Annotated in this window: 23 protein-coding genes; 15 read left to right on the forward strand and 8 right to left on the reverse strand. The window is 64.5% G+C overall.

The genetic code is table 11. The features are described 5' to 3' along the window. Nucleotides 1-3: 3 nt before the first annotated feature. Nucleotides 4-1,062: an ABC transporter ATP-binding protein gene (locus JNE37_RS00690; RefSeq protein ID WP_203064995.1), complete on the forward strand. Its 1,059-nt coding sequence runs from the start codon at nt 4-6 to the stop codon at nt 1,060-1,062. Nucleotides 1,063-1,190: 128 nt separating this feature from the next. Next, nucleotides 1,191-1,322, forward strand: a complete 132-nt coding sequence (locus JNE37_RS22755; protein ID WP_281394942.1) for a hypothetical protein — start codon at nt 1,191-1,193, stop codon at nt 1,320-1,322. Nucleotides 1,323-1,328: 6 nt separating this feature from the next. On the opposite strand, the gene JNE37_RS00695 is transcribed toward JNE37_RS22755, so the two are convergent. The 4 genes from JNE37_RS00695 to JNE37_RS00710 form a co-directional block, all read right to left on the reverse strand. After that, entirely contained in the window at nt 1,329-2,006 is a 678-nt protein-coding gene (locus JNE37_RS00695; RefSeq protein ID WP_035027541.1) for an exopolysaccharide biosynthesis protein, read from the reverse strand. 202 nt (nt 2,007-2,208) lie between these two features. Beyond that, nucleotides 2,209-3,357, reverse strand: coding sequence for an NAD(P)-binding domain-containing protein (locus tag JNE37_RS00700; protein ID WP_203064996.1), 1,149 nt, complete (start codon nt 3,355-3,357; stop codon nt 2,209-2,211). A 65-nt stretch (nt 3,358-3,422) separates the two neighbouring features. Further along, nucleotides 3,423-3,809, reverse strand: coding sequence for an SHOCT domain-containing protein (locus JNE37_RS00705; protein WP_035027544.1), 387 nt, complete (start codon nt 3,807-3,809; stop codon nt 3,423-3,425). Nucleotides 3,810-3,966: 157 nt separating this feature from the next. Next, the gene (locus JNE37_RS00710; RefSeq protein WP_343073226.1) at nt 3,967-4,683 is read right to left on the reverse strand and encodes a helix-turn-helix domain-containing protein; all 717 of its coding nucleotides are present in this window, start codon (nt 4,681-4,683) and stop codon (nt 3,967-3,969) included. A 232-nt stretch (nt 4,684-4,915) separates the two neighbouring features. On the opposite strand from JNE37_RS00710, the gene JNE37_RS00715 reads away from it, so the two are divergent. Both JNE37_RS00715 and JNE37_RS00720 read left to right on the forward strand, forming a co-directional pair. Next, on the forward strand, nt 4,916-6,451 hold the full coding sequence (locus tag JNE37_RS00715; RefSeq protein WP_035089553.1) for a 4-hydroxyphenylacetate 3-hydroxylase N-terminal domain-containing protein: 1,536 nt from the start codon (nt 4,916-4,918) through the stop codon (nt 6,449-6,451). 17 nt (nt 6,452-6,468) lie between these two features. Continuing rightward, nucleotides 6,469-6,981 carry a flavin reductase gene (locus tag JNE37_RS00720; RefSeq protein ID WP_035027553.1) on the forward strand — a complete coding sequence of 171 codons (513 nt, stop codon included), beginning with the start codon at nt 6,469-6,471 and terminating at the stop codon, nt 6,979-6,981. Between the two features lie 240 nt (nt 6,982-7,221). On the opposite strand, the gene JNE37_RS00725 is transcribed toward JNE37_RS00720, so the two are convergent. The 3 genes from JNE37_RS00725 to hpaR all read right to left on the reverse strand — a co-directional run bounded on the left by JNE37_RS00725 (nt 7,222) and on the right by hpaR (nt 9,937). Further along, the gene (locus JNE37_RS00725) at nt 7,222-7,656 is read right to left on the reverse strand and encodes an EamA family transporter (RefSeq protein WP_203064998.1); all 435 of its coding nucleotides are present in this window, start codon (nt 7,654-7,656) and stop codon (nt 7,222-7,224) included. Nucleotides 7,657-7,872: 216 nt separating this feature from the next. Continuing rightward, entirely contained in the window at nt 7,873-9,318 is a 1,446-nt protein-coding gene (locus JNE37_RS00730; RefSeq protein ID WP_035089549.1) for an APC family permease, read from the reverse strand. Nucleotides 9,319-9,472: 154 nt separating this feature from the next. Beyond that, entirely contained in the window at nt 9,473-9,937 is a 465-nt protein-coding gene (gene hpaR, locus JNE37_RS00735; protein ID WP_052014877.1) for a homoprotocatechuate degradation operon regulator HpaR, read from the reverse strand. A 131-nt stretch (nt 9,938-10,068) separates the two neighbouring features. Here hpaR and JNE37_RS00740 point away from each other — a divergent pair, with 131 nt between their 5' ends. From JNE37_RS00740 to hpaI, 8 genes are all read left to right on the forward strand, one after another. Next, nucleotides 10,069-10,455: a 5-carboxymethyl-2-hydroxymuconate Delta-isomerase gene (locus JNE37_RS00740; protein ID WP_203064999.1), complete on the forward strand. Its 387-nt coding sequence runs from the start codon at nt 10,069-10,071 to the stop codon at nt 10,453-10,455. A gap of 14 nt (nt 10,456-10,469) precedes the next feature. Beyond that, on the forward strand, nt 10,470-11,987 hold the full coding sequence (hpaE, locus tag JNE37_RS00745; RefSeq protein ID WP_203065000.1) for a 5-carboxymethyl-2-hydroxymuconate semialdehyde dehydrogenase: 1,518 nt from the start codon (nt 10,470-10,472) through the stop codon (nt 11,985-11,987). An 88-nt stretch (nt 11,988-12,075) separates the two neighbouring features. Continuing rightward, complete coding sequence (hpaD, locus tag JNE37_RS00750) at nt 12,076-13,056, forward strand: 3,4-dihydroxyphenylacetate 2,3-dioxygenase (RefSeq protein WP_035027566.1); 981 nt, start codon at nt 12,076-12,078, stop codon at nt 13,054-13,056. Between the two features lie 21 nt (nt 13,057-13,077). After that, nucleotides 13,078-14,508 (forward strand): pyridoxal phosphate-dependent decarboxylase family protein, encoded by a 1,431-nt coding sequence (locus tag JNE37_RS00755; RefSeq protein ID WP_035027568.1) that lies wholly within the window; start codon nt 13,078-13,080, stop codon nt 14,506-14,508. Continuing rightward, the gene (gene gabD, locus JNE37_RS00760) at nt 14,505-15,962 is read left to right on the forward strand and encodes an NADP-dependent succinate-semialdehyde dehydrogenase (RefSeq protein ID WP_203065001.1); all 1,458 of its coding nucleotides are present in this window, start codon (nt 14,505-14,507) and stop codon (nt 15,960-15,962) included. Before JNE37_RS00755 ends, gabD begins: the two co-directional genes overlap by 4 nt. Nucleotides 15,963-15,974: 12 nt before the next feature. Continuing rightward, entirely contained in the window at nt 15,975-16,847 is an 873-nt protein-coding gene (locus tag JNE37_RS00765; protein WP_203065002.1) for a fumarylacetoacetate hydrolase family protein, read from the forward strand. Further along, complete coding sequence (hpaH, locus tag JNE37_RS00770; protein ID WP_035089540.1) at nt 16,844-17,647, forward strand: 2-oxo-hept-4-ene-1,7-dioate hydratase; 804 nt, start codon at nt 16,844-16,846, stop codon at nt 17,645-17,647. The genes JNE37_RS00765 and hpaH overlap by 4 nt, the downstream gene beginning before the upstream one ends. 11 nt (nt 17,648-17,658) lie before the next feature. After that, nucleotides 17,659-18,456 (forward strand): 4-hydroxy-2-oxoheptanedioate aldolase, encoded by a 798-nt coding sequence (gene hpaI / locus JNE37_RS00775; protein WP_203065003.1) that lies wholly within the window; start codon nt 17,659-17,661, stop codon nt 18,454-18,456. On the opposite strand, the gene JNE37_RS00780 is transcribed toward hpaI, so the two are convergent. Further along, nucleotides 18,457-20,217 (reverse strand): SLC13 family permease, encoded by a 1,761-nt coding sequence (locus tag JNE37_RS00780; RefSeq protein WP_379125133.1) that lies wholly within the window; start codon nt 20,215-20,217, stop codon nt 18,457-18,459. Between the two features lie 256 nt (nt 20,218-20,473). Between JNE37_RS00780 and JNE37_RS00785 the strand changes: the two genes are divergently transcribed. Genes JNE37_RS00785 through JNE37_RS00795 form a run of 3 tightly spaced genes read left to right on the forward strand, consistent with a single transcriptional unit; the run spans nt 20,474 to nt 24,361 of the window. Then, nucleotides 20,474-22,120 (forward strand): amidohydrolase, encoded by a 1,647-nt coding sequence (locus JNE37_RS00785; RefSeq protein WP_203065005.1) that lies wholly within the window; start codon nt 20,474-20,476, stop codon nt 22,118-22,120. Then, nucleotides 22,117-23,136, forward strand: coding sequence for a CobW family GTP-binding protein (locus tag JNE37_RS00790; RefSeq protein WP_203065006.1), 1,020 nt, complete (start codon nt 22,117-22,119; stop codon nt 23,134-23,136). Before JNE37_RS00785 ends, JNE37_RS00790 begins: the two co-directional genes overlap by 4 nt. 37 nt (nt 23,137-23,173) lie before the next feature. Then, nucleotides 23,174-24,361 carry an ABC transporter substrate-binding protein gene (locus JNE37_RS00795; protein WP_035089535.1) on the forward strand — a complete coding sequence of 396 codons (1,188 nt, stop codon included), beginning with the start codon at nt 23,174-23,176 and terminating at the stop codon, nt 24,359-24,361. Nucleotides 24,362-24,379: the final 18 nt, after the last annotated feature.

Genomic DNA, 24,379 nt, shown 5'->3' on the forward strand with positions numbered 1-24,379 from the left:
CCCATGGCCCCCGTTACCCTTCGCAACGTCAAGAAGAGCTACGGCAATGCCCATGTCATCCATGGGGTGGACCTCGACATCGCCGAGGGCGAGTTCGTGGTGCTGGTAGGTCCGTCCGGCTGCGGCAAGTCTACGCTCCTGCGCATGATCGCGGGGCTGGAGCCCATTACATCGGGCGAGATCGAGATCGGTGACCGGGTGGTCAACGACCTTGAGCCCAAGGATCGGGACATCGCCATGGTGTTCCAGAACTATGCGCTTTACCCGCACATGACGGTCGAAAAGAACATGGGGTTTTCGCTGGAGCATCGCGGCGCCAGCAAGGCCGAGATCGCCGAGCGCGTGAACTGGGCGGCGGATATCCTGGGGCTCAAGGCCCTGCTGCAGCGCCGGCCGGGGCAGCTTTCGGGCGGGCAGCGGCAGCGCGTGGCCATGGGCCGCGCCATCGTGCGCAATCCGCAGGTATTCCTGTTCGATGAGCCGCTCTCCAACCTCGACGCCAAGCTGCGCGTGGTGATGCGCGGCGAGATCAAGGGGCTGCATCAGCGGCTCAAGACCACGACGGTCTATGTGACGCACGATCAGGTCGAGGCCATGACCATGGCCGACAAGATCGTGGTGATGAATGCCGGCAAGGTCGAGCAGACCGGTGCGCCGCTGGAGCTGTTCGACCGGCCAGCGAACCTCTTCGTCGCGGGCTTTATCGGCTCGCCGGCGATGAACTTCATTCCGGGGCGGATCGAGGGCGGCGCGTTCCGCGATCAGGCGGGGAACGAGCTGGCAGTGCCGACGGGCGCGGCGGTCAGTGAGGGACAGCAGGCGATCTTCGGCGTGCGGCCGGAGCATTTCGATATCGTCGAAACGGGCGGGCTGGCGGCGGTGGTGACGCTGGTGGAGCCGATGGGGTCGGATACGCAGATCACGGCCAAGGTCGGCGAGATGGAGATCATCGCCCTGTTCCATGAGCGGGTTCGGGCCAATCCGGGCGATGCCGTGAGGCTGATGCCGCGAGTTGGGGAGACGCATTTGTTTGATGCCGGCAGCGGGGCGAGGTTGGGGTAAGTGCCCCCCTCCCCGCAAGGGGATGGAGACCGGCTGGTGCGACCGCGTTCCAAGCCTGCTGGCCGGAACCTTTCGTCTTTCGTGTCATTGTGCCAAACTCGACACTCGCATTGCGAGGAGGGGACGCGATGACTACTGGTGAGACACTGTATCTGATCGGCACGATTGCGATTTTCGTGCTGCTGCTCGGCGCCATGGGCTGGGGCATGCTGCAGACGCAGGGGCTGGAGCGACCGCCGATCGACGGCGATCATCACTAATCTTCGTCAGTGGAGCAGGTCGTCGACCTCGTCGACCACGGCTTCGCCGACTGCCAGCCCCACCACGAAGATAAGCCACAGACAGACATAAAGCAGCACCACGCCGATGAGGGCGATGACTGTGCCGAGCATCATTGCGACCCCATCCTTGTTGAGGATGCCCACGCAGATGATGGCGAGGCCCAGTGACGGCAGCGTATTGGTGAAGGGGATGGGGAAGAGCATTGCCCCGCCCAGCAGGAACGCGAACACCGCCACGAAGGGCAGGAAGCCGCGCGAGGCCATCCAGGTGAAGCGGGCCTTGGAAAAACGCGAGATGACCCGCGTGAAGCGCGCAAGGAATTCGAGCAGCTTGAGCATGAGGCCAAGCGGCAGGCGCCGGTCGCCGACGAAGGACCAGAGCCGGATCGGGCGATCGGCCATCATCATCACCGAGAAGGCCATGATGGCGAGGCCGATAACCACGCTATAGCCGGGCGGACCAGGCAGCAGATTGAGCAGCGAAAAGACGAGGATCGCCAAGGCGTGCGATTTGCCGCCGAGGAGCTCGATCAGGCTGTTGCAGGTGATCTTCGCATCGGGCTGGTCGGCGACTTCGTGGAGCCGCGCGAGGACGTCGGCGACGATGCCGGCAAGCGGAGAATCCGGCGGGAGATCGGCGGAGGCTGACGAGGCGTTGCTCATGGGCAAGCCTCGGCGGAAATATTGGTGAGGTCCGGCACTTCGGCCGGGGACGTCTGCGACGATGTTGGGGTGACAGATGAATTGGTGATCTTCTGCCCCTCCCCGTTGGCTGGCTTAAGCCTTCGAGTTGAAGGCACTACGAGCCTACCTGCCTTGAGCGAAGGCGCGATGGGGTGGCTGTCCCTCTATTTGGCAATACGTCTCAAACTGCCGCCGTGGCACGGGTCGACGCCGCTGTGGGCAGGCCGAGAAAGCCCATGAGTTCGGAAGCGGCGGCGCTACCCGCGCGGTTGGCGCCGATGGTGGAGGCCGAGGGGCCATAACCAACGAGATGGATGCGCGGGTCCTTGAGGACCTGGGTGGCGAGCCGGCCAGTCATGGTGATGCCGCCGCTCGGTTCACGCAGCATCAGGGGCGCGAGGTGATCGAGCGAGGAGCGGAAGCCGGTGCACCAGAGGATGACGTCGGCATGCTGGACGCTGCCATCGTCCCAGCGCACGCCGTCTTCGGTGATTTCGGCAAACATCGGCAGGCGCTTGAGGACGCCGCGGGCGCGCATGGCTTCGATGGCGGGTGTGTTGCGCAGGCCCGTGACGGAAACCACGGAATTGGGTGGCAGGCCGTTGCGGACGCGGTCTTCAACGAGTTTTACGGCGGCACGGCCGTCCTCCTCGGTGAAGCCGCCTTCGCGGAAGATCGGCTCGCGTCGGGTGACCCAGGTGGTGGAGGTGACCGTCGAGATTTCGTTGAGAAGCTGGATAGCCGATATGCCGCCGCCGACGATAACGACATGCTGGCCGACGAATTCGGCGGCGGTGCGGTAGTCGCGGGTGTGTAGCTGGCGGCCCTTGAAGCGGTCGCGGCCGGGATAGTCGGGGATATACGGCGTTTCCCAGGTGCCCGTGGCATTGATGATGCCTCGTGCCGAGAAGTGGCCGCGATCGGTTTCGACGCGCAGGCGGCTGGCGCGCTCGCAGACAGCCAGCACCGTGGTGGGGCGGACGACTTCCAGGCCGAAGGCCTTCTCGTATTCGGCGAAGTAGCGGGGCACGGCGATGGCGGCTTCGACCTCGTCGGCGCCCTCGCCCACCGTTTCGGCGAAGGACATGCCGGGAAGATCGTGGATGCGGTTGACGGTGCTCAGGGTCAGCGATGGCCAGCGGAACTGCCAGGCGCCGCCGGCCTGGGGCGACTGATCGAGGACGATGAAGCCGCGCCCGACATCGAGCCCGCGACGCTTGAGGTGATAGGCCGACGACAGGCCCGCCTGCCCGGCTCCGATGACGACGATTTCGGTCTTGATGGCAATGCCCGATTGGGGCGGCGGAGGCGTGTCGGGGTTCGGGCGCATCACCTCAAGGTAGTCGCGCCGGGCCGCGTTCGCCAGCCCGGCACGACAGGACTTTGCAGCGACGATCAGGCGAGCGCCTTGGCCTTGAGCTTTTCGAACTCGGCCTGGGTGATCGTGCCCTGGTCGAGCAGGACCTTGGCGCTGGCGATCTGGTCGGCGGCGTTGGTGCCGGCGACGCGCTTGATATAGGCATCCGCCTCCTCACGCGCTTCGTTGACCTGCTGGGACTGCCGGTCGGCCATGCCACCGCCGCGTGCGATGAGGTAGACGAGCGCCGTGATCAGCGGGAAGACGATGAGGAAGATAACCCAGATCGCCTTGGCGAAGCCGCCAAGCGAGCGATCGCGAAACAGGTCGACGATAATCTGGAACAGCACCACGAGGTAGGCGATGAAGAAGAACGTGGAGACGATCAGCCAGAGAAATTCCCAGAAATTGGAAGAAAAGGTCATCGAAGCAGCTCCCTTGCTCAGCCAGTACCCGCATTGTCGCCGCAAGCGCTTGGGCGGCAGCCTGCATTAACCGAGTAGAGTCAGGAGTATAGCGGAGGTTACCGGGGCGCGATTGGCCCACAATCCCGTGACTTCGCAATCCGTCCAATAATTCGCGCTAGCCGTTGCGACGCCGCCAGGCAGCGGGCGCTTCGCCTTCGCGCAGACGGAAGAAGCGGGAGAAATAGGCCGGGTCCCTGAAGCCGGTCTCGAGCGCGATATCCTCCACCGAACGGATGGTAAAAAGCAAGAGCCGCTTGGCTTCCAGCAGGCGCCGGCTGAGCACCACTTCCTTGGGCGGCATCTTGAGGACCTGGCGGGAGGCCTTGTCGAGTAGGTGCGGCGTGGTGCCGAGAAGATCGACATATTTTTCCATCGGCCAGCCCTCGCGGAAATGCTCGTCGACCGAGCGACGGAATGCCAGAGCGAGCGCCAGCGCGGGAGACGAGGCGATGCTCGGCCGGTCGGCATTGAGGCGGGCTATGTAGGAGAGCGAGACGGCGACGAGGTTGGTCAGGATGTCGTCGTTGCGGACGCCCTGGCGGTATTCTCGTGCGATCATGGCCAGAGTGTCGGCAAGTCCGGTCCAGGCTGGCGAGTGCGGCTCGCCACCGACGAAGACGGGGCCATCGAGCGCCAGGCTCGTCTGGGCGGCCAGTTGCTTGAGCATGCCGTCGGCGACGGAGACGACCAGCGCGTCCGTACCCGGCTCGATGGTGAAACCATGGACGACATTGCTGGGGACGAAGCTCGCAGTCGGCGCCGAAAAGTCCCAGACCTGGTCCTCGATGCGATAGACACCCCGGCCGCTGGTCCAGAAGGTGATCTGCCCCATCTGCGCATGCTTGTGCGGCAGAACCTTGCCTAAATGTATGTTATTTCTTTCTCTTACGGTTTCAACATGGAGAAATCCCACGTCGAGTGCGCGACTGGGTTCGCCGTAGACAAAGAAATCCGGAATATCGACCTGTTTCATTTCGCCGGAAAAAGTACCAGCGATTTTACTCCTTTGTCCATGCCGTCGCGAAGCGGACGCGCCTATCCTCGGGACAAAGAGGAGGATCGTGATGCGATCAGAAGATTTCCGCGCGGACAAGTCGCGCCCGTTCACCGGCGCCGAATACCTGGCCAGCCTGAGGGACGACCGCGAGGTCTATATCAATGGCGAGCGCGTTGCCGACGTCACGGCCCACCCGGCCATGCGCAATTCCGCCCGCTCGCTGGCACGGCTCTACGATGCGCTGCACGACCAGAACCGGCGCGAGACACTGACCTCGCCGACCGATACCGGCTCGGGTGGCTATACGCACAAATATTTCCGCGTGGCGAAGTCGAGTTCCGAGCTCGTCGCGCAGCAGGGCGCGATCGCCGAGTGGGCGCGCATGTCCTATGGCTGGATGGGGCGCACCGCCGACTACAAGGCGGCGCTGATGAACACGCTTGGCGCCAATGCCGACTGGTACGGCCCGTTCAAGGAGAACGCGCAGGCCTGGCACAAGCGTGCCCAGGAAGCGGTGCTCTTCATGAACCACGCCATCGTCAACCCGCCCATCGACCGTCACAAGCCGGCCGACCAGGTGAAGGACGTCTTCGTCCACATCACCAAGGAAACCGATGCGGGCATCTATGTGTCGGGCGCGAAGGTGGTGGCGACGTCGTCGGCGCTCACGCACTACAATTTCCTGGCGCAGAGCTCGGCCACGGTGACGGAAGACCCGTCGCTTTCGGTGATGTTCATCGTGCCGATGAATGCACCTGGCATCAAGATGTTCTGCCGCGTCTCCTATGAAGAGACCGCCAATCGCGTGGGGCAGCCTTTCGACTATCCGCTCTCCTCGCGGTTCGACGAGAACGACGCCATCCTCGTGCTCGACAATGTCTTCATCCCCTGGGAAGACGTGCTGGTGCTGCGCGATGCGCCGAAAATTCTGTCGTTCCACCCGGCCTCGGGCTTCATGCACGGCTATTGCTTCCAGGGCTGCACGCGCTTTGCGGTGAAGCTGGACTTCCTGGCCGGGCTCCTGGCCAAAGCGCTGCGCGCGACCGGCGGCGATGCATTCCGCGGCAACCAGGCGGCGCTCGGCGAGGTCATTGCTCTCAGGCACATGTTCTGGAGCTTTTCGAACGCCATGGCCTACAATCCGCAGCCATGGGCCAATGGCGCGGTGCTGCCGAACCTCGAGGCGGCGCTTTCGTACCGCACCTTCATGTCCGAAGCCTATCCGCGCGTGATCGAGACGATCCGCAAGGTCATCGCCTCGGGGCTCATCTACCTGCCGTCATCGGCGCGGGACTTCGACAATCCGGAGATCAACCGGTACCTGGCGCAATATGTCCGCGGGTCGAACGACATGAGCCATATCGAGCGCATCAAGATCATGAAGCTGCTCTGGGATGCGACGGGCACGGAGTTCGGCGGACGCCATGCGCTCTACGAGCTCAACTATGCCGGTGCGCCTGAAGAGGTGCGGCTGCAGGTGCTCAAGGGCGCCGAGCGCGGCGGGCGGCTCAAGCAGATGGAGGAACTCGTCGATACCTGCATGAGCGACTACGACGAGAACGGCTGGACCGGCGACACCTGGCTGCCGCCCCTGAGCAACTGACGCCAGAGGAGGGGTAGATGCCCGACCTCGTTACCAAGACCGAATTCCGCAACGCGATGGCGCGGGTCTGCGCGCCCGTCAACATCATCACCACGGACGGCTCTGCCGGCCGTGGCGGGTTCACCGCCACGGCGATGTGCTCGGTGTCGGACGAGCCGCCTACCCTGCTGGTCTGCATGAACGGACGGTCGGCGCAGTGCGACCTGTTCCTCGCCAACAAGCGGTTCTGCGTCAATGTGCTCACCCACGAGCACATGCACCTGGCCGGCAAGTTCGCCGGCGGGACGCAGGACATGACGGAGCGCTATGCGGCGGCGCAATGGCTCAAGATGGCGTCAGGCACGCCTGCGCTGGCCGACGCCATCGTCAATTTCGATTGCGAGATCGAGATGGTGCACCATGTGGGCACGCATAACGTGATGATCGGGCGGGTGACGGGCGTCCGCCATCGGCCGGACGGCAACGCCCTGCTCTATGTCGACCGCACCTATGTGCATGTCCCGACCCAGCTTGGCAGCTTCGGCGGCTAGGGTCCGTACTCAATTGCACCGGTAGATGAGGTTGCGATGGCCGCCCCACCCACCGGACTTCCCCGGACTTGATCCGGGGCCCATTGCCCCCTCCACTCGAGTGGAGCAATCCGTGGGCCCCGGCTCTGCGGCCGGGGAAGTTCAGTGGTTGTGGCGCGCAGACGGACAGCGCTTCCGTTGGACTCTGTCAGACGAAGAAATAAGCGCTCTGGGGGCGCCGGGACTTGTTGAGGACGGACCCTAGGGGACGGCGACAAGCACCGCACCGGCCGTGATCAGGGCAATTCCCACCCAGTTCACGGTCGAATAGCGCTCGCCGAGGAAGGTGAAGGCGAAGACGGCGACAAGCACGACGCTGAGCTTATCGATCGGCGCCACCTGCCCCGCGGGCCCGAGCTTGAGCGCCCGGAAATAGCAGATCCACGACGCGGCTGTCGCCAGGCCCGAGAGCAGCAGGAACAGCCAGGTCTTGTTGGAGACGGTGCTGGGCGATTGCCAGTTGCCGGTGGCAAAGACCATGCCGCCCGCCGCCACAAGGATGACGATGGTGCGGATAAAGGTGGCGAAATCGGAATTGATGTTTTCGATGCCCACCTTGGCGAAGATCGCGGTCAACGCCGCGAAAGCGGCTGACAACAACGCCCAGATAAGCCAGGATTCCCCGGTGCCTGCCATTTTCAACCTCCTGCCAGACAGCAGGAGCATAGCGAAAGCGGCGAGTCGCCCAAAATGAATGACCCGGCCAGGAGGTGGAAACTCCGGCCGGGTCAAAACTTCAATCGGCGAAGATTGAAGCAGCGCCCAAGTACTCCAAGCGGCGGCCGAGAGCAACCAGAAAGTGAGGCGGCGGCCCGAAGACCGCCGCCCCTGCTTGCCCCCAGGGAGGAGACGCTAGTAGCGAGCGCTGCCCAGCGCCTCGAACGCCGCGGCACTGCGCGAGCGCAGGCCGATAGCGAGAGCGGCGCCGACCAGTGCAGCGATCAGCACGATGGCAGGCAGGAACCAGCCCAGGGTGCCGGAGGCGCCCGAGAGGTTGCCGAAGTTGATGACGATCTGCGAAATCACGACGAGAAAGGCCAGGCCGGACAGCACCGGCAAGATCCACGCCTTGAGCGGATTGGCCTCGAGCCCGGCATTGCGCGAAAAGAAGGCCACGACCGCAAAGGACGTCGCCGCCATCAAGACGATGATGCCCAACGTGCCGACATTGGTGAGCCAGGAAAAGAGGTTGAGCACCGGGTCCTGCCCGGTGACGGCGAAGAGCGTTATCACTGCTACGGCGATGACGGTCTGGACGATCGAGGCGACGTGCGGGCTCTGGAACTGGCGGTGCGTCACGCCGATCCCCGAGGGCAAGAGGCCTTCGCGGCCGGCGACGTACATGTAGCGGGCGACGCCGTTGTGGAACGCGGTGACGCCGGCAAAGAGGCTGGTGACGAAGAGAATGCTCATCAACTGGCTCAGCCAGGTGCCGACATAACGGTCGGAGAGCGTGAAAAGGAAGGTGGTCGGGTCTTCGAGCGCACCGATCTCGCCGACGAGCTTGTCCACGCCCGCACCATTGGCCATGAGCCAGGAGGTGAACATGTAGAAGATGCCGATGAGTAGCACCGAGATATAGGTGGCGCGGGGCACCGTGCGGGTCGGCTCGCGGGCTTCCTCGGAATAGATGGTGGTGGCTTCAAAGCCGATGAAGGCGGCAAAGCAGAAGAGGATGCCGATGGCGGGCGAGCCCTGGAAGAACTGCGCCGGCGTGAACGGCGCGAGGCTGAGGCCGCTGTCGCCGCCCTGCCCGATGATGGCGAAATCGAGGATGAGCACCACGAGGTATTCGAGAACCACGAGGACGGTGAGGACCTTGGCCGAGATATCGACGCGGCGGTAGCCCAGCACGGCCACCAGCGCGATGCCGAGATAGCACCAAGCCCACCACGGCAGGTTGATGCCCCAGCCGGCCAGAAGCCCGGAGGTGGCAGCGCCGAAGAGGCCGAAGACGCCGATCTGCATGCAATTATAGCTGACAATGGCGATGATCGCCGCGGCGCCACCGGCCACGCCACCCAGCCCGCGGGTAGTATAGGCGTAGAAGGCGCCGGCATTGCGCACGTGGCGCGACATGGCGACATAGCCGACCGCGAAGAGCAGCAGCAGCGCAGTGACGAGAATGAAGGTGGCGGGGATGCCCGCCCCGTTGCCCAGCAACATGCTGAGCGGCACGCCGCCGGCTACCGCGGTCAGCGGCGCAGCGGCGGAAACGACGAGAAAGGTGACGGCCGCAACGCCAAGGCTGTTCTTGCGCAGCTGATTGGCCTGGCCGTCGGAAGTTGTTGTGGTCAAGGCTCCCTCCTGCTCAACCGTGATGCACCTCCTCCGATCGGTTTATTATTCGAACCATTGGTGCATTCGGAAAGTCTGACAGCGTTTCCCGATCGCTGTCAACTTATTTCACGTGTTAAGTATATGAGCGCAGGAATGCCGGCGGAGCTGCCGTCTATTCCTGGCTTTTGATGAGGGCTTCGAGCATGTCGAGCAGCTTTTCGAGCTCTTCCGGCCCGTACTTGCGTTCGATCTCGCGATAGATGGCGCGGCGCTCGGGGGCGAGTTCCTCGATCATGGTCATCCCGGCGGGGGCGATGGCGAGCTGCACGCGGCGGCCGTCGTCCTCGAACTTTCCGCGGGTGATGAGGCTGCGATCTTCCAGCGCCTTGATGATGCGCGTGAGGCTGGGCGCCAGAATCGAGGCGCGCTCGGCGACCTCGGTGGCATCGAGCGGGCTGTTTTCCCCCAGGACGCGCAGAACGCGCCATTGCTGCTCGGTGACGTCGTGCCGGGCCAGCATGGGCCGGAAGTTGAGCATTACCGCCTCGCGAGCGCGCAGCAGCGACATGGGCAGCGATCTGCGAGTATTTCTTGGCAGCACGACGGCCTCCGACAAGTCTCTGGTATGGCAGGCCATGCTCTGCCAATAGCGGCTATATTCCGTTTTTCCCGCCGATGGCAAACGGGTCGCGCAAACGGCTTGACACGGACCGTAATTTATTTAACACGTTAAGTACATTCAACCGGCCGCAGAGTCGGAGGGAGCCGATGCCGCATTTTTCGATCGAATATTCTGCCAATCTCGACGAGCGCGTCGACATGCAGGCGCTTTGCGCGCTGATTTCGCTCACAGTGCTGGAGACCGGGCTCTTCGAGGTCGGGGCGGTGCGCGTGCGGGCTTTCCGGGCCGAGGCCTACAGCATCGCCGACGCCCTGCCCGAGAACGGCTTCATCGACATGTCCTTCCGTATCGGCCAGGGCCGGACGGATGAAGAGAAGCGACGAACCGGCGAGGCGATCTTCAAGGCAGTGGGCGACTATCTCGCGCCGCTCTTTGACACCCCCCATTTCGCCCTTTCGCTCGAGATCCGGGAAATTCATCCGGACCTGAGCTGGAAGAAGAATGCCATCCACCCCCGCCTGCGCGGCAAGTAAACGGTACGACTGCCATGTCCGATTTCGAAGATAACCTCAAAAAGGCCGAGGGTTACCTCGCCCGCTTCAAGCGCGATGGCGTGCTCAACCGCATCGGCGGCCAGGACGTAGCGTCGGCCGACGGCTCGACCTTCGAGAGCATCTCGTCGGTCGATCTCAAGCCGCTGGCGACGGTAGCGCGGGGCAAGGCGGCCGATATCGACCGCGCCGCGAAGGCCGCCAAGGAAGCATTTCCCGCCTGGGCCGCATTGCCGGGCGAGGCGCGCAAGAAGCTGCTGCACAAGATTTCCGACCTCATCGTCGCCCGCGCCGAAGAGATCGCGTTCGTTGAATGCATGGATACCGGGCAGTCGCTCAAATTCATGTCCAAGGCGGCGCTGCGCGGCGCGGAGAACTTCCGCTTCTTCGCCGATCGCGCGCCCGAGGCGCGTGACGGCAAGGTGCTGCGTGCGCCGGGCCAGCTCAACATGACCACGCGCGCGCCTATCGGACCGGTGGGCATCATCACGCCGTGGAACACGCCGTTCATGCTCTCGACGTGGAAGATCGCCCCTGCGCTGGCTGCAGGCTGCACGGTGGTGCACAAGCCGGCCGAGTTCTCCCCGCTCACCGCGCGGCTCCTCATCGAGATCGCCGAGGAAGCCGGGTTGCCGCCGGGCGTGCTGAACCTCGTCAACGGCATGGGCGAAGACGCGGGCAAGGCGCTGACCGAGCACCCGGACATCAAGGCCATCGGCTTCGTGGGCGAGAGCCGGACGGGCTCGATGATCATGAAGCAGGGCGCCGACACGCTAAAGCGCGTGCATTTCGAACTGGGCGGCAAGAACCCGGTGATCGTCTTCGCCGATGCCGACCTCGACCGCGCGGCCGATGCCGCCGTCTTCATGATCTATTCGCTCAATGGCGAGCGCTGCACCTCGTCCTCGCGCCTGCTGGTCGAGGAGTCGATCTACGACGCCTTCACCGCCAAGGTTGCCGAGCGCGCCAATCGCATCAAGGTCGGGCACCCGCTCGATCCACAGACGGTCATCGGGCCGCTGGTGCATCCGGTGCATGAGCAGAAGGTGCTTTCGTATTTCGAGATCGGCGTTGCCGAAGGCGCGACGCTGGCGGCCGGCGGACGCAAGATCGACGGACCGGGCGGTGGCCCCTATGTCGCCCCTACCCTTTTCACCAATGTGCGCAACGACATGCGCATCGCGCAGGAAGAGATTTTCGGGCCGGTGCTCAGCGCCATTCCGTTCAAGGACGAGGCGGAAGCCCTGGCGATCGCCAATGACGTACAGTACGGCCTGACCGGCTATCTCTGGACGGCCGACGTGACCCGCGCCTTCCGCTTCACCGATGCGCTGCAGGCCGGCATGATCTGGGTGAACTCGGAAAACGTGCGCCACCTGCCGACGCCGTTCGGCGGCGTCAAGAATTCGGGCATCGGGCGTGATGGCGGCGATTGGTCGTTCGATTTCTATATGGAAACCAAGAACATAGCCTTCGCCACGGCGCCGGCAAATATCCAGAAGCTCGGGGACTGAAAAGCCCCGGGCCTTTGATTTCGATCAAGGCGGCGCTCCGCGGGAGGAGCAACGTCGCCGCGGCGCCCACGCGCCGACAGGAGGAAAAATGTCTCTACCCAAACCCGTTCTCTACCCGCCGTTCAACATCGTGCGCCTCAGCCACGTGGAACTGGCCGTTACCGATCTTGCCAAATCCCGCGCCTTCTATGTCGATACGCTCGGCCTGCAGGTGACTGACGAGACCAAGGACACGATCTACCTGCGTGCGCTCGAGGAGCGCGGTCACCATTGCATCGTGCTGCGCAAGTGCGAGCGCGCCGAAGCGCGCGACCTGGGTTTCAAGGTGTTCGACGACGAGGACCTCGACAAGGCGGCGCATTTCTTCAAGGGCAAGGGCCTGCCGGTGGAATGGGTCGAGCGCCCCTACCAGAGCCGCACGTTCCGCACGCATGACCCGCACGGCATTCCGCTCGAATTCTATTCGAAGATGGAGCGCCTGCCGCCGATCCACCAGAAATACGCGCTCTACAAAGGGGTGAAGCCCCTCCGCATCGACCACTTCAACTGCTTCTCGCCCAATGTCGACGAGTCCGTTGCTTTCTATAACGAAATCGGCTTCCGGGTGACCGAATATACCGAGGACGCCGAGAGCGGGCGGCTGTGGGCGGCGTGGACGCATCGCAAGGGCGGCGTGCACGATATCGCCTTCACCAATGGCCGCGGCCCGCGCCTGCATCACGTCGCGTTCTGGGTGCCGACCCCGCTCAACATCATCGACCTGCTCGACCTCATGGCCACGACCGGCTGGGTCGCCAATATCGAGCGCGGGCCGGGGCGGCACGGCATTTCCAACGCCTTCTTCCTTTACGTCCGCGACCCGGATAATCACCGCATCGAGATCTATTGCTCGGACTACCAGACGGTGGACCCGGACCTCGAACCGATCCGCTGGGACCTCAAGGACCCGCAGCGGCAGACCCTGTGGGGCGCACCCGCGCCGCGCTCGTGGTTCGAGGAAGGGAGCTCCTTCGCCGATGCGAAGGTGCGCGATCCGGAGCTGGCAGCCCAGCCCATCATCGCACCCTGATCCCCGCAACCGGAGGCTTTCATGAACAACGACGATTTCCGCTCCTGGTCCACCAAGGCCGCGCAATGGGGCGTGGATTATCGCGAAGGCCTCCGAGAGCGACCGGTGCGCGCGCCGCTGGTGCCCGGCAAGGTGCTCAACGCCCTGCCCTCGGTTCCGCCCGAAAAGGCCGAGCCGATGGAGAAGATCTTCGCCGATTTCGAAAATCTCATCGTGCCGGGAATGACGCATTGGCAGCATCCCCGGTTCTTCGCCTATTTCCCCGCCAGCGCCGCGCCGCCCTCGGTGATCGCCGAGTACCTGGTGGCGGCAATGGGCGCGCAGTGCATGCTGTGGCAGACCTCGCCGGCGGCGACAGAACTCGAAATCCGCATGATCGACTGGCTGCGCCAGGCAATCGGACTGCCGCAGGGATTTGGCGGCGTCATCCAGGATTCGGCCTCGTCCTCGACGCTGGCTGCGGTGCTGACCATGCGCGAGCGCGCGCTCGAATGGCATGGCAATGCCAAGGGCCTCGCCGCCAACCCGCAATTGCGGGTCTATAGCTCCAGCCTCGTCCATACCTCGATCGACCGGGCGATCTGGATTTCGGGTATCGGGCAGGAAAACCTCGTCCGCATTCCGGCCGTAGGCGCGCTGCAGTCGATGGACCCGGCGGCGCTTGAAGCAGCGATCGTGGCCGACAAAGCTGCCGGCTTCCTGCCGGCGGGCATCGTGGCCTGTGTGGGCTCGACCAGCGTGGGCTCGACCGACAATATCCGCGCCGTCTGCGAGATCGCCAAGCGGCACGGGCTTTATGTCCATGTCGATGCGGCATGGGCCGGTTCGGCGATGATCTGCCCGGAATTCCGGCACTTCTGGGACGGGATCGAGATGGCGGATTCGGTCGTCTTCAACCCGCATAAATGGCTCTCCGTGCAGTTCGACTGCTCGGCGCATTTCGTGCGCAATCCCGAAGACCTGGTGCGCACGCTCGCCATCAAGCCGGAATATCTCAAGACGCACGGCCATGACGGCGTGGTCAATTTCTCGGAATGGTCGGTGCAGCTCGGCCGCCGGTTCCGGGCGCTGAAACTCTGGTTCGTGCTGCGCGCGGAAGGGCTCGAGGGCCTGCGCACCATGATCCGCAATCACGTCAAATGGGCCGAGAAGCTGGCCCGGCGCCTCAAGGCGGAGCCGGATTTCGAGATCGCCAGCGAGCCGATGCTGTCGCTGTTCTCGTTCCGCTACACCCCGCGCGGCGCAGCCGACCTCGACGCGCTCAATCTCGCGCTGGTCAACGCCATCAACGATGACGGACGCATCTATCTCACGCAGAGCACTTTCGAGGGCAAGCTCGTCATCCGCTTCCAGGCCGGCCATTCGGACATGACCGAGGCCGATGCCGATGTCGCGTTCGACACCATTGTCGAGATCGCCCGTTCCCTCGCAATCGAGAAGAAGACCGCATGAAACTCAAGGATTCGACGCTTCTCCGGCAGGCCGCCTATGTCGCGGGCCGCTGGATCGAGGCCAAGGCGCCCGCTGTCGTCGCCGTGACCAACCCCGCCACCGGCGAGGTGATCGGCAACGTGCCCAGGCTCGGCGCCGCTGAAACGCGCGAGGCCATCGAGGCGGCGCGAGTCGCGCAGGTGGAATGGGCCGGGCGGACTGCCAAGGAGCGCTCGGTGATCCTGCGGCGCTGGTTCGAGCTGATGATGGCCAACCAGGACGACCTGGGGCTTATTCTCACGCTCGAACAGGGCAAGCCGCTGGCCGAGGCCAAGGGCGAGATCGCCTATGGCGCCAGCTTCATCGAATGGTTCGCCGAGGAGGCTCGGCGGGTCTATGGCGACATCATTCCGGGCCATCAGCGCGACAAGCGCATCATGGTGCTCAAGCAGCCGATCGGCGTGGTTGGGGCTATCACGCCCTGGAATTTTCCCAACGCGATGATCACGCGCAAGGCGGGGCCGGCACTGGCGGCGGGTTGCGCCATGGTGCTCAAGCCTGCTTCGCAGACGCCGTTTTCGGCCATTGCGCTGGCGGTGCTGGCCGAGCGCGCGGGTGTCCCGGCGGGGCTCTTCAGCGTGCTCACCGGCTCGGCTTCCGAGATCGGGGCGGAGATGACGGCCAACCCCACCGTCCGCAAGATCACGTTCACCGGCTCGACCGAGATCGGAGCGCAGCTCTTTGCGCAGAGCGCGCCGACTATCAAGAAGCTCGGGCTGGAACTGGGTGGCAATGCGCCCTTCATCGTCTTCGATGACGCCGATCTCGATGCGGCGGTCGAAGGTGCGCTGATCGCCAAGTTCCGCAACAATGGCCAGACCTGCGTCTGCGCCAACCGCATCTATGTGCAGGAGGGCGTCTATGACGCCTTCGCCGAAAAGCTCGCGACGGCCGTGGCAAAGCTCAAGATCGGCAATGGTCTCGATGATGGCGTGGTGCTCGGTCCCCTCATCGACGACAAGGCCGTTGCCAAGGTCGAGGAGCATATCGCCGACGCGTTGGGCAAGGGCGCGCAGGTGAGCCTTGGCGGCAAGCGCCATGCGCTGGGCGGCACGTTTTTCGAGACCACGATCCTCACCGGCGTGACGCCCGAGATGGCGGTGGCCCGCGAGGAGACGTTCGGCCCCCTCGCCCCGCTTTTCGCCTTCAAGGACGAAGCGGATGTGATCGCGCAGGCCAACGACACGGAATTCGGGCTCGCCTCCTATTTCTACGCGCGCGATCTCGCCCGTGTCTGGCGCGTGGCCGAGGCGCTCGAATACGGCATGGTCGGGGTCAATACCGGCCTCATCTCCACTGCCGAAGCGCCGTTCGGCGGCATCAAGTCCTCGGGCCTGGGCCGGGAAGGCTCGAAGTACGGCATCGAGGAGTTCACCGAGATCAAATATGTCTGCCTCGGCGGCATAGCGGCCTAAGGAACAAGAACAATGAGCAAATACGGACGCCTCGCCACCGTCACGGCCGCCGGCAAGACCCGGTATGGCGCCATCACCGATGCCGGCTTCGTAGACTTGACGCGCACCGAGTGGCCAAGCCTGCGCGAAGTGATCGAGGCCGGGGTGCTGCGGCAGCTCGTGGACGAGGCAGCGGGCAAACCGGCGGATTTCGCCGAGGGCGAATTCACCTATGCCATTCCGGTGCCATCGCCCGAAAAGATCATCTGCGTGGGGGTCAACTACCCGGACCGCAACGAGGAATACAAGGACGGCCAGGCCGCGCCCTCCAATCCCTCGCTGTTCCCGCGCTTTGCGCGCTCGTTCGTCGGGCACGACGTGCCGCTGACGCGCCCCACGGTTTCGCCACAGCTCGACTACGAGGGCGAGGTGGTGCTGGTGATCGGCAAGAGCGGGCGGCACATTTCGGAGGCCGCCGCGCTCGACCATGTCGCGGCGCTGACGCTTTGCGATGAAGGCACCGTGCGCGACTGGGTGCGACACGCCAAGTTCAACGTGACGCAGGGCAAGAATTTCGACGGCACCGGCTCGATCGGCCCGTGGCTCGTCCCCTATGTCTCGGAAGACCAGATCGCCGATATCCGGCTCACCACGCGCGTCAACGGCGAGATCCGCCAGGACGATCGGACCAGCCGCATGATCTTCGGCTTCCGCAAGCTCATCAATTACATCTCGACCTTCGCCACGCTCGTGCCCGGCGACGTGATCGTGACCGGCACGCCGACCGGTGCCGGTGCACGGTTCGACCCGCCGATCTGGCTCAAGCCGGGCGACACGATCGAGGTCGAGGCAGAAGGGATCGGCACGCTGCGGAATGGCGTGGTCGACGAAGGAGTATCCGCATGATGACCCCGCAAGAGGTCGAAGACGCCGCCGCGCGGCTTTTCGAGGCTGAACGCACCCGCACGCAGGTACGCATCCTGAGCCTGGATTATCCGCAGGCGACGATGGACGACGCCTATGCCGTGCAGGCAGCCCTCGTACGCCGCAAGATCGCGGCTGGACGCAAGGCCAGGGGCTGGAAGATCGGGCTCACGTCCAAGGCAATGCAATATGCGCTCAACATCAACGTGCCGGATTCGGGCATCCTGCTCGACGACATGTTCTTCCCGGACAGCGCCACCATTCCGGCCGACCGCTTCATCCAGCCGCGCGTGGAAGCCGAGATCGCCTTCGTCATGAAGTCGGACCTCAAGGGGCCGGACGTCAACATCTTCGACGTGCTCAACGCCACCGACTTCATCACCCCGGCCATCGAAATCCTCGATACGCGCATCCAGCGCGTGGACCCGGAGACCAAGAAGGTGCGGACCTTCTTCGATACCATCGCGGACAATGCCGCCAATGCCGGCATCATCACCGGTGGCCGCCCCGTGCGTCCGCTCGATGCCGACATGCGCTGGATCGGCGCGATCCTGCTGCGCAATGGCGAGATCGAGGAGACGGGCCTGGGTGCGGGCGTGCTCAACCATCCGGCCGCAGGCATTGCCTGGCTGGCGAACCGGCTGGCGCAGTATGGCTCTTCCATTTCAGCCGGTGACGTGGTGCTTTCGGGCTCATTCATCCGACCGGTCGAGGCCCGGCACGGCGACACCATCGTCGCCGATTTCGGCCCCTACGGCACGGTCAGCGCCTATTTCGCCTGAGGATTTTCGATATGCCTGCTCCCCTTAACAAGTTCAAAGCCGCCATCGCCCATGGCGACCGCCAGATCGGCCTCTGGCTGGGCATGGCCAATGCCTATGCCGCCGAACTGTGCGCGGGGGCGGGTTTCGACTGGGTGGTGGTCGATGGCGAGCATGCGCCCAACACCCTGCCCGTGATGGCAGCCCAGTTGCAGGCCATCGGTGACAAGACCCATCCCGTGGTGCGCGCGCCGATCGGGGAAACCTGGATCATCAAGCAGCTTCTCGATATCGGGGCGCAGACCGTGCTCGTGCCGATGGTCGAGACTGCCGAGCAGGCGCAGCAACTGGTGCGTGCCATGAACTACCCGCCCAAGGGCGTGCGCGGCGTCGGCGCGGCCATGGCCCGCGCCTCGGCCTTCAACCGTATTCCCGACTATTTGACGACGGCCAACGAGCAGATGTGCCTGCTGGTGCAGCTCGAAAGCCGGGCGGCGATGGCGAACCTCGAGGCTATTGCTGCGGTCGAGGGCGTGGACGGCGTCTTCATCGGACCATCGGACCTGGCAGCGGATATGGGCTTTCTTGGCAGGCCGGGAGCGCCGGAGGTGCAGGCGGTGGTCGAGGACGGGCTGGCCCGCATCATCAAGGCGGGGAAGCCGGCCGGCATACTCACCGCCGACAACGCGCTGGCGCAGCGTTATCTCGATCTTGGCGCGAGCTTCGTGGCCGTGGGCACCGATGTGACGCTCTTCTCGCAGGCGACGAGCGCGCTTGCGGCGAAGTTCAAGAGCGTGCCGGCACCGGCCAAGGGCGCCAGCGGCTATTGATCAGGGCGGCCAGACCAGCATCAGCGCAGGAACGGCCGTCAGCACCACGAGGATCGATAACGGCAGGCCAAGCCGCCAATAGTCGCCGAAGCGATAGCCGCCCGGACCCATGACCAGTGTATTGCACTGGTGCCCGATGGGCGTGAGGAAATCGCACCCTGCCCCGATGGCTACGGCCATCAGGAACGGCTCCGGCCGCAGGCCGAGGCCACCGGCAAAGGTGGCGGCGATGGGCGCCATCACCAGCACGGTTGCCGCGTTGTTGAGGAAAGGCGTCACCGCCATGGCCACGACGAGGATCAGCGCCAGCGCGCCATAAGGCGGCAGCACCGAGGCGACGCCGGATAGCCATGTGCCGATGAGCGCCGTCGCGCCTGTGGTCTGCAGCGATTGGCTGACGGGGATGAGCGCGGCAAGCATCACCAGGATAGAGGCATCAAGGCGCGAATAGACTTCGCGCAGCGGCAGGGCGCCAGTGATGACCATCATCAGGGCCGCCGTGAAGAAGGCCACAGGCACCGTGACCGCGCCCACGGCTGTTGCCGCCATCGCCGCGAGCAGGATGACGATGGGGGCGATGCCGTTGCGGAAGCTGCCGAGGCGCAGGCCGCGCTCGATGAGCGGCAGGCAGCCCCATTCCTGGAGCAGTTCGGGCAGCGTGCCGACAGGGCCACGCAGCAGGATCACGTCGCCATCCTCGAAGCGGATGGAGCCGAGACGCTGGGTGAAGCGGGTTTCGCGGCGGCTGATCGCCAGCAGGTTGACCCCGCTCATGTCGAACAACAGCAATTCCTTGGCCGTGCTGCCGATAAGTCGAGAATTGACGCCGACCACGGCCTCGACCGTTTCGGTGCGTGCCTCATCCTGGATGCTTTCCTGGCGGCTATGCGACAGCGTGAGGCCGCCGCGGGCGACTGCCTTGTCCAGCGCTTCCGGCTCGCCTTCGAGGATGAGGATATCGCCCTGGCGCAGCACGGCGTCGGGAAACGGCGTACGACGGCGGCCGTTGGTATCGAGGAGACTCGTCACCATCAGCCGGCCGCCGCCGAGCTTCTGGAGATCGCCGACGGTCTTGTCGATCGAGGATGAGCCCTCGGGGACGCGGGCTTCGGTGGTGTAGTTCTTGATCGCCACCGCCTCCTGGATGGAGGCGTTCTCGCGCCGGCGCTCGGGCAACAGGCGATAGCAGAGCACGAGGAAGATGACGCCAACCACCGCCAACAGCGCGCCGACGGGCGTGAAATCGAACATCGTGAAGCTCTCGCCGGTGAGTTCGACGCGCAGGCGAGAGACGATGATATTGGGCGAGGTGCCGATCTGGGTCATCAGGCCGCCCAGGAGCGAGCCGAACGACATCGGCATCAGGAACATGGAGGGCGAGACGCCGGAGCGCGTGGCCATCTGCAGCGCGATCGGCATCATGATAGCCAGCGCGCCGATATTCTTGATGAAGGCAGAGAGCATCGTGACCGTGAGGACGAGCAGAATCAATTGCGAGCGCGGCCGCGAAAGGTTGGGCGCGAGGCGGTTGATGGCCACCTCCATGACGCCGGAACGGGCAACGGCCGCGCTCACCACCAGCGCGCTGGCGACGATGATGACGATATCGTCCGAAAAGCCCGAAAACGCCTCGCCGACCGGCACGATGCCGACGGCTACCGAGATGACCAGGGCCCCGGCCGCCACCAGGTCGTAGCGGATTCGTCCCCATACGAACGCAATCATCATCAGTGCGATGACTACGAACGACAACACCTGCATGGACGTCACGAAGCGGGGACTCCCAGGTAACTCAAGGACTTGCTCTAGATCAGGCGAACGCGCTCGGCCGCGCTTCGTTGCACGGACGGTATTCGGGCGGGCTACGCGCCGCAATCCCCAACGAGGAATAAGCGCCATATTGGGGCTGCGCAGTTACTTAACACGTGAACTATATTGACAAGCCTGCCCTGCCTGCCCCAATCTATATTTGGATTTGCGGTTCATTTATTGAACCACCAAGGGAGGGGCGAATTCGATGGCGGCAGCCGAGCTGATCCTGACGAACGGGCGTTTCTATACCGTCGACCGCGCCCGCCCCTGGGTGGAGGCCGTCGGCATCGCCAATGGGCGCATCGTGGCGCTCGGTTCGGAGAGCGAAGTTCGGTCTGCGCAGCCGGGCGCCAGGATCATCGACCTGGGCGGGCGGATGGCGATGCCGGGGATCGTGGACGTGCACAACCATGTCCTGATGGGCGGCACCTCCGACCTTTTCGAGTTGCGCTTTTCCGGCGATGCAACGGTTGCGGAAATCTGTGCGCTCGTGCGCGCCGCAGCCGAGAAGGCAGCGCCGGGCCAGTGGATCATGGGCGCGCAATGGGGAGCAGACGCCATTGCCGAACTCAATACCACAGAGGCGCTCGCGCAGCTCGATGCGGCGGCGCTGGGGCATCCCGTCTGCCTGCGTGACGAGACGGCCCATAATCGGTGGGTGAACTCGGAGGCCATGCGTCTCGCAGGGATCGACGAGGCTTCGGCTGATCCGGAAATGGGCTCGTTCGGGCGCGATCCCAAAACCGGCAAGCTCACCGGCATGATGATCGAATCTGCGGCCGGCATCGTCGAGCGGGTGGCAGCGGAACAGTTCACCGAGGAAATGGGGCGTGCGGCCGCGGCGCAGGCGATCAAGACGCTCAATTCCTTCGGCGTGACAGCCTTTCTCGAAGCGGCCTCGATGCAGTCGACGCTCTCGGCGCTTCACAGCCTCGACCAGCGCGGGGAGCTCACCGCCTGGGCGGTCGGCGCCATGCCGGCGATGGAGCCGAACTTCATGTTCGGGATCGCGGGCGACGAACTGTTTGCCCTGCGCGAAAACTATCGCTCGGCGCATGTGCGGCCGGATTATGTGAAGATCTTCCTCGATGGCGTGCCGGGCGCGAAGACCGCGGCATTTCACGATGCCTATCTCGAAGACCCGATCCATGGCTGCTGCTTCCGCGGCGCGACCATGGTGACCTATCCCGAGCTTATCCGCTGGCTGGGCAAGTGCGAGGCCCAGAGCCTTTCGGTCAAGATCCACTGCGCGGGCGATGCCGCCGTGACGCAGGCGCTCGATGCGATCGACGTGGTGCGCAGCTTCAACGGCCCGACCGGGCTCATCCACCACATCGCCCATGCCAGCTATATCGCACCGGACGATATTGCCCGTTTCGCCGAACTCGGCGTCGCCGCCGATCTCTCGCCGATGATCTGGTTTCCGACCACGTTCCTCGAAGGGCACAAGGAAGCAATGGGCACCGAGCGCGCCGAGCGCTTCTGGCCCAATGCGGACCTGCTCAACGCGGGCGCCCTGCTCGCGGGCGGTTCGGACTGGCCGGTGATCCCGAACCCGGATCCGTGGTCGGGCATAGAAGGCCTCGTCACGCGCCAGAACCCTTCGGGCGCCTTCCCGGGTGTGTCGCTCTGGGCCGAGCAGGCGTTGGACCTGGCGACCGCCGTCGAGGTCTTCACGCTCAATTCGGCCAAGGCGATCGGGCTCGACAAGGACATAGGCTCGCTAGCGGTCGGCAAGTCCGCCGATATCATCGTGCTCAGCCAGAACATCTTCGATGTGCCGGCTGATGCCATTGCCGACACCCAGGTGCTCACCACCTATTTCGAGGGCCGCGAGGTGTATTCGCGATGATCCCGGTCACGGTCCTCACCGGCTTCCTGGGCAGCGGCAAGACCACGCTGCTCAATCGGCTGCTCTCGGAGCCCGACCTGGCCGGGACGGTGGCGATCATCAACGAATTCGGGGAAATCGGCCTCGATCACCTGCTGATGGAGGTCACCGAAGAGCGCCTGGCCCTGCTCGACAATGGCTGCGTCTGCTGCACGGTGCGCGACGATCTGGTCGAGACGCTCAAGAACCTCGAGGCGCGGCACGCCGCCGAGGGGCTGCCGCCGGTGACACGTGTCATCCTCGAAACCACGGGGCTCGCCGATCCCGCCCCGATCCTCCATGCGCTGATGGTCGAGCCCGACCTCGCGCAGCGCTACCGGATCGACGGCGTCGTAACGACGGTCGATGCCGCTAACGGCGCGGATACGCTCATGCGGCACCCCGAAGCGCGCAAGCAGGCAGCGGTGGCGGACCTCATTGTCGTCACCAAGACCGATCTTGCGCCGCTGAACGAAATCGAAGCCGCAGTCGCCGCGATCAATCCCATGGCGCGACGGCTCGCCGTGGTGGATGGGCAGGTGCGGCTTGCCGACGTGCTCGGACTTTCCTCCGGGACCCAATGGGCGGAAGAAGCGGCCCAGGCCGTCGAGCACGATCACGCCTGCACCGATCCACATTGCGGGCATCACCATTCACACCATTCGAGCGACATCGCCTCCTACGCCTTCGTCGTCGAGGAGCCTGTGGCGTGGGCGGATTTCCGGCAATGGCTGGACTATTTCGCCGCGCTCAAGGGCGCCGACCTGCTGCGGGTCAAGGGGCTCGTCCATATCGCCGAGGAGCCGGAGCGCCCCGTGGTCATCCATGGCGTGCAGCACATCTTCCATCCGCCGCGCCGGCTTGAGGCCTGGCCATCGGACGATCGGCGCACGCGGCTGGTTTTCATCGTGAGGAACATGGAGCGCGAGATGATTGCGCGGACTCTCTCGAAGTTCGCCCGTCTCGCCCCGCAAGGGATCAGAAGCGCGGCCGCCTGAAGAAGCCGCGCTCACTGAAAGAGGGAAAGGGAAACCCATGAAGCATCTACTGACACTATCGGTACTGGCCGGTTCGACCTGCCTTGGCCTGGCAGCCATGACCGGCTCGGCGGCTGCCGCCGGCCCGACCTGCGATGGCGGTCCGATCCAGATCGGGGCGGTTTCGACCGTTACCGGCGTCGTCGACTTCTCCGATGCCCCCAAGGCCGCCGCGGCGGTATTCGAACAGCTCAATGCCGCCGGCGGCATCAACGGCTGCAAGGTCGAATACACGATCGCCGACGACAAGGGTGACCCGCAGGTAGCGGCGCAATCGGCCCGCGACCTCATCGACAACAAGGGCGTGGTGGTGATGGCCGGCGGCGCCAGCCTTCTCGATTGCGCCGTGAACGCGGCTACCTACGATCGCTCGGGCGTCCTGGCCGTGCAGGGCGTGGGCGTGGATGCGCTGTGCTTTAACGCGCCAAGCGTCTCGCCGGTCAATGTCGGTCCCTTCACGCTGACCACGGCCATGCTCGACTACGCCACCAAGGAGCTCAAGGACGAGAAGGTCTGCGCCTTCTTCCTCATCCTCGGCGGTACGCAGGAAGCCTATACCGGCGCCATCCGCGCCTGGGAGCAGATGAACGGCAAGCAGGTTCACCTGATGGACCTCACCCTGCCCGCGCAGGGCGACCTGACGCCCTATGTCATCAAGGCGCGTGATGCCGGTTGCGATGCCGTGCTCACCAACCAGGTCGAGCCGGGTGTCGTACAGTGGGTCAATACCGCCGACGCGCAGAAGGTCGAGGGCATCGACTGGCTGTTCCTCGCCCCGGGCTATACCGAGGGCGTGGCCAAGGCGCTCGCCGCCTCCAAGCAACCGATCTATGTCGGCACCGAATGGGAGCCCTATACCGAGGCTTCTAGCCCGGCCAATGCCGATTGGATCGCGACCATGGACAAGGCGGGCCTTGCCAAGACCGCCTTCTCGCAGGGCGGGTACCTGGCCGCCAAGGTCGTCTCGGACGTGATCGCCGGCATCGATGGCCCGGTCACCCGCGAAGCCGTCACCGCCGCGCTCAAGGCGGGCAAGCCGATGAAATACGATATTGCCGGTTCGGCCTATGTCTTCGGCGACGCGCCCAAGCATGCCTCCATGCAGGCCACCAAGGTCATGCAGTTGCAGGATGGCGTGTGGACGGTCAAGACGCCGGACTGGTTCGTGCTCCCCGCTGCCAACTGAGCGGCAACCTGATTACCG

Source organism: Paradevosia shaoguanensis (assembly GCF_016801025.1).
GTDB lineage: Bacteria > Pseudomonadota > Alphaproteobacteria > Rhizobiales > Devosiaceae > Paradevosia > Paradevosia shaoguanensis.

Bases quoted from the DNA above. Each gene is read 5' to 3' on its own strand.
- JNE37_RS00690 (WP_203064995.1), top strand. From the start codon at position 4: ATGGCCCCCGTTACCCTTCGCAACGTCAAGAAGAGCTACGGCAATGCC.
- JNE37_RS22755 (WP_281394942.1), top strand. From the start codon at position 1,191: ATGACTACTGGTGAGACACTGTATCTGATCGGCACGATTGCGATTTTC.
- JNE37_RS00695 (WP_035027541.1), bottom strand. From the start codon at position 2,006: ATGAGCAACGCCTCGTCAGCCTCCGCCGATCTCCCGCCGGATTCTCCG.
- JNE37_RS00700 (WP_203064996.1), bottom strand. From the start codon at position 3,357: ATGCGCCCGAACCCCGACACGCCTCCGCCGCCCCAATCGGGCATTGCC.
- JNE37_RS00705 (WP_035027544.1), bottom strand. From the start codon at position 3,809: ATGACCTTTTCTTCCAATTTCTGGGAATTTCTCTGGCTGATCGTCTCC.
- JNE37_RS00710 (WP_343073226.1), bottom strand. From the start codon at position 4,683: ATGGGGCAGATCACCTTCTGGACCAGCGGCCGGGGTGTCTATCGCATC.
- JNE37_RS00715 (WP_035089553.1), top strand. From the start codon at position 4,916: ATGCGATCAGAAGATTTCCGCGCGGACAAGTCGCGCCCGTTCACCGGC.
- JNE37_RS00720 (WP_035027553.1), top strand. From the start codon at position 6,469: ATGCCCGACCTCGTTACCAAGACCGAATTCCGCAACGCGATGGCGCGG.
- JNE37_RS00725 (WP_203064998.1), bottom strand. From the start codon at position 7,656: ATGGCAGGCACCGGGGAATCCTGGCTTATCTGGGCGTTGTTGTCAGCC.
- hpaR (WP_052014877.1), bottom strand. From the start codon at position 9,937: ATGGCCTGCCATACCAGAGACTTGTCGGAGGCCGTCGTGCTGCCAAGA.
- JNE37_RS00740 (WP_203064999.1), top strand. From the start codon at position 10,069: ATGCCGCATTTTTCGATCGAATATTCTGCCAATCTCGACGAGCGCGTC.
- hpaE (WP_203065000.1), top strand. From the start codon at position 10,470: ATGTCCGATTTCGAAGATAACCTCAAAAAGGCCGAGGGTTACCTCGCC.
- hpaD (WP_035027566.1), top strand. From the start codon at position 12,076: ATGTCTCTACCCAAACCCGTTCTCTACCCGCCGTTCAACATCGTGCGC.
- JNE37_RS00755 (WP_035027568.1), top strand. From the start codon at position 13,078: ATGAACAACGACGATTTCCGCTCCTGGTCCACCAAGGCCGCGCAATGG.
- gabD (WP_203065001.1), top strand. From the start codon at position 14,505: ATGAAACTCAAGGATTCGACGCTTCTCCGGCAGGCCGCCTATGTCGCG.
- JNE37_RS00765 (WP_203065002.1), top strand. From the start codon at position 15,975: ATGAGCAAATACGGACGCCTCGCCACCGTCACGGCCGCCGGCAAGACC.
- hpaH (WP_035089540.1), top strand. From the start codon at position 16,844: ATGATGACCCCGCAAGAGGTCGAAGACGCCGCCGCGCGGCTTTTCGAG.
- hpaI (WP_203065003.1), top strand. From the start codon at position 17,659: ATGCCTGCTCCCCTTAACAAGTTCAAAGCCGCCATCGCCCATGGCGAC.
- JNE37_RS00780 (WP_379125133.1), bottom strand. From the start codon at position 20,217: ATGCAGGTGTTGTCGTTCGTAGTCATCGCACTGATGATGATTGCGTTC.
- JNE37_RS00785 (WP_203065005.1), top strand. From the start codon at position 20,474: ATGGCGGCAGCCGAGCTGATCCTGACGAACGGGCGTTTCTATACCGTC.
- JNE37_RS00790 (WP_203065006.1), top strand. From the start codon at position 22,117: ATGATCCCGGTCACGGTCCTCACCGGCTTCCTGGGCAGCGGCAAGACC.
- JNE37_RS00795 (WP_035089535.1), top strand. From the start codon at position 23,174: ATGAAGCATCTACTGACACTATCGGTACTGGCCGGTTCGACCTGCCTT.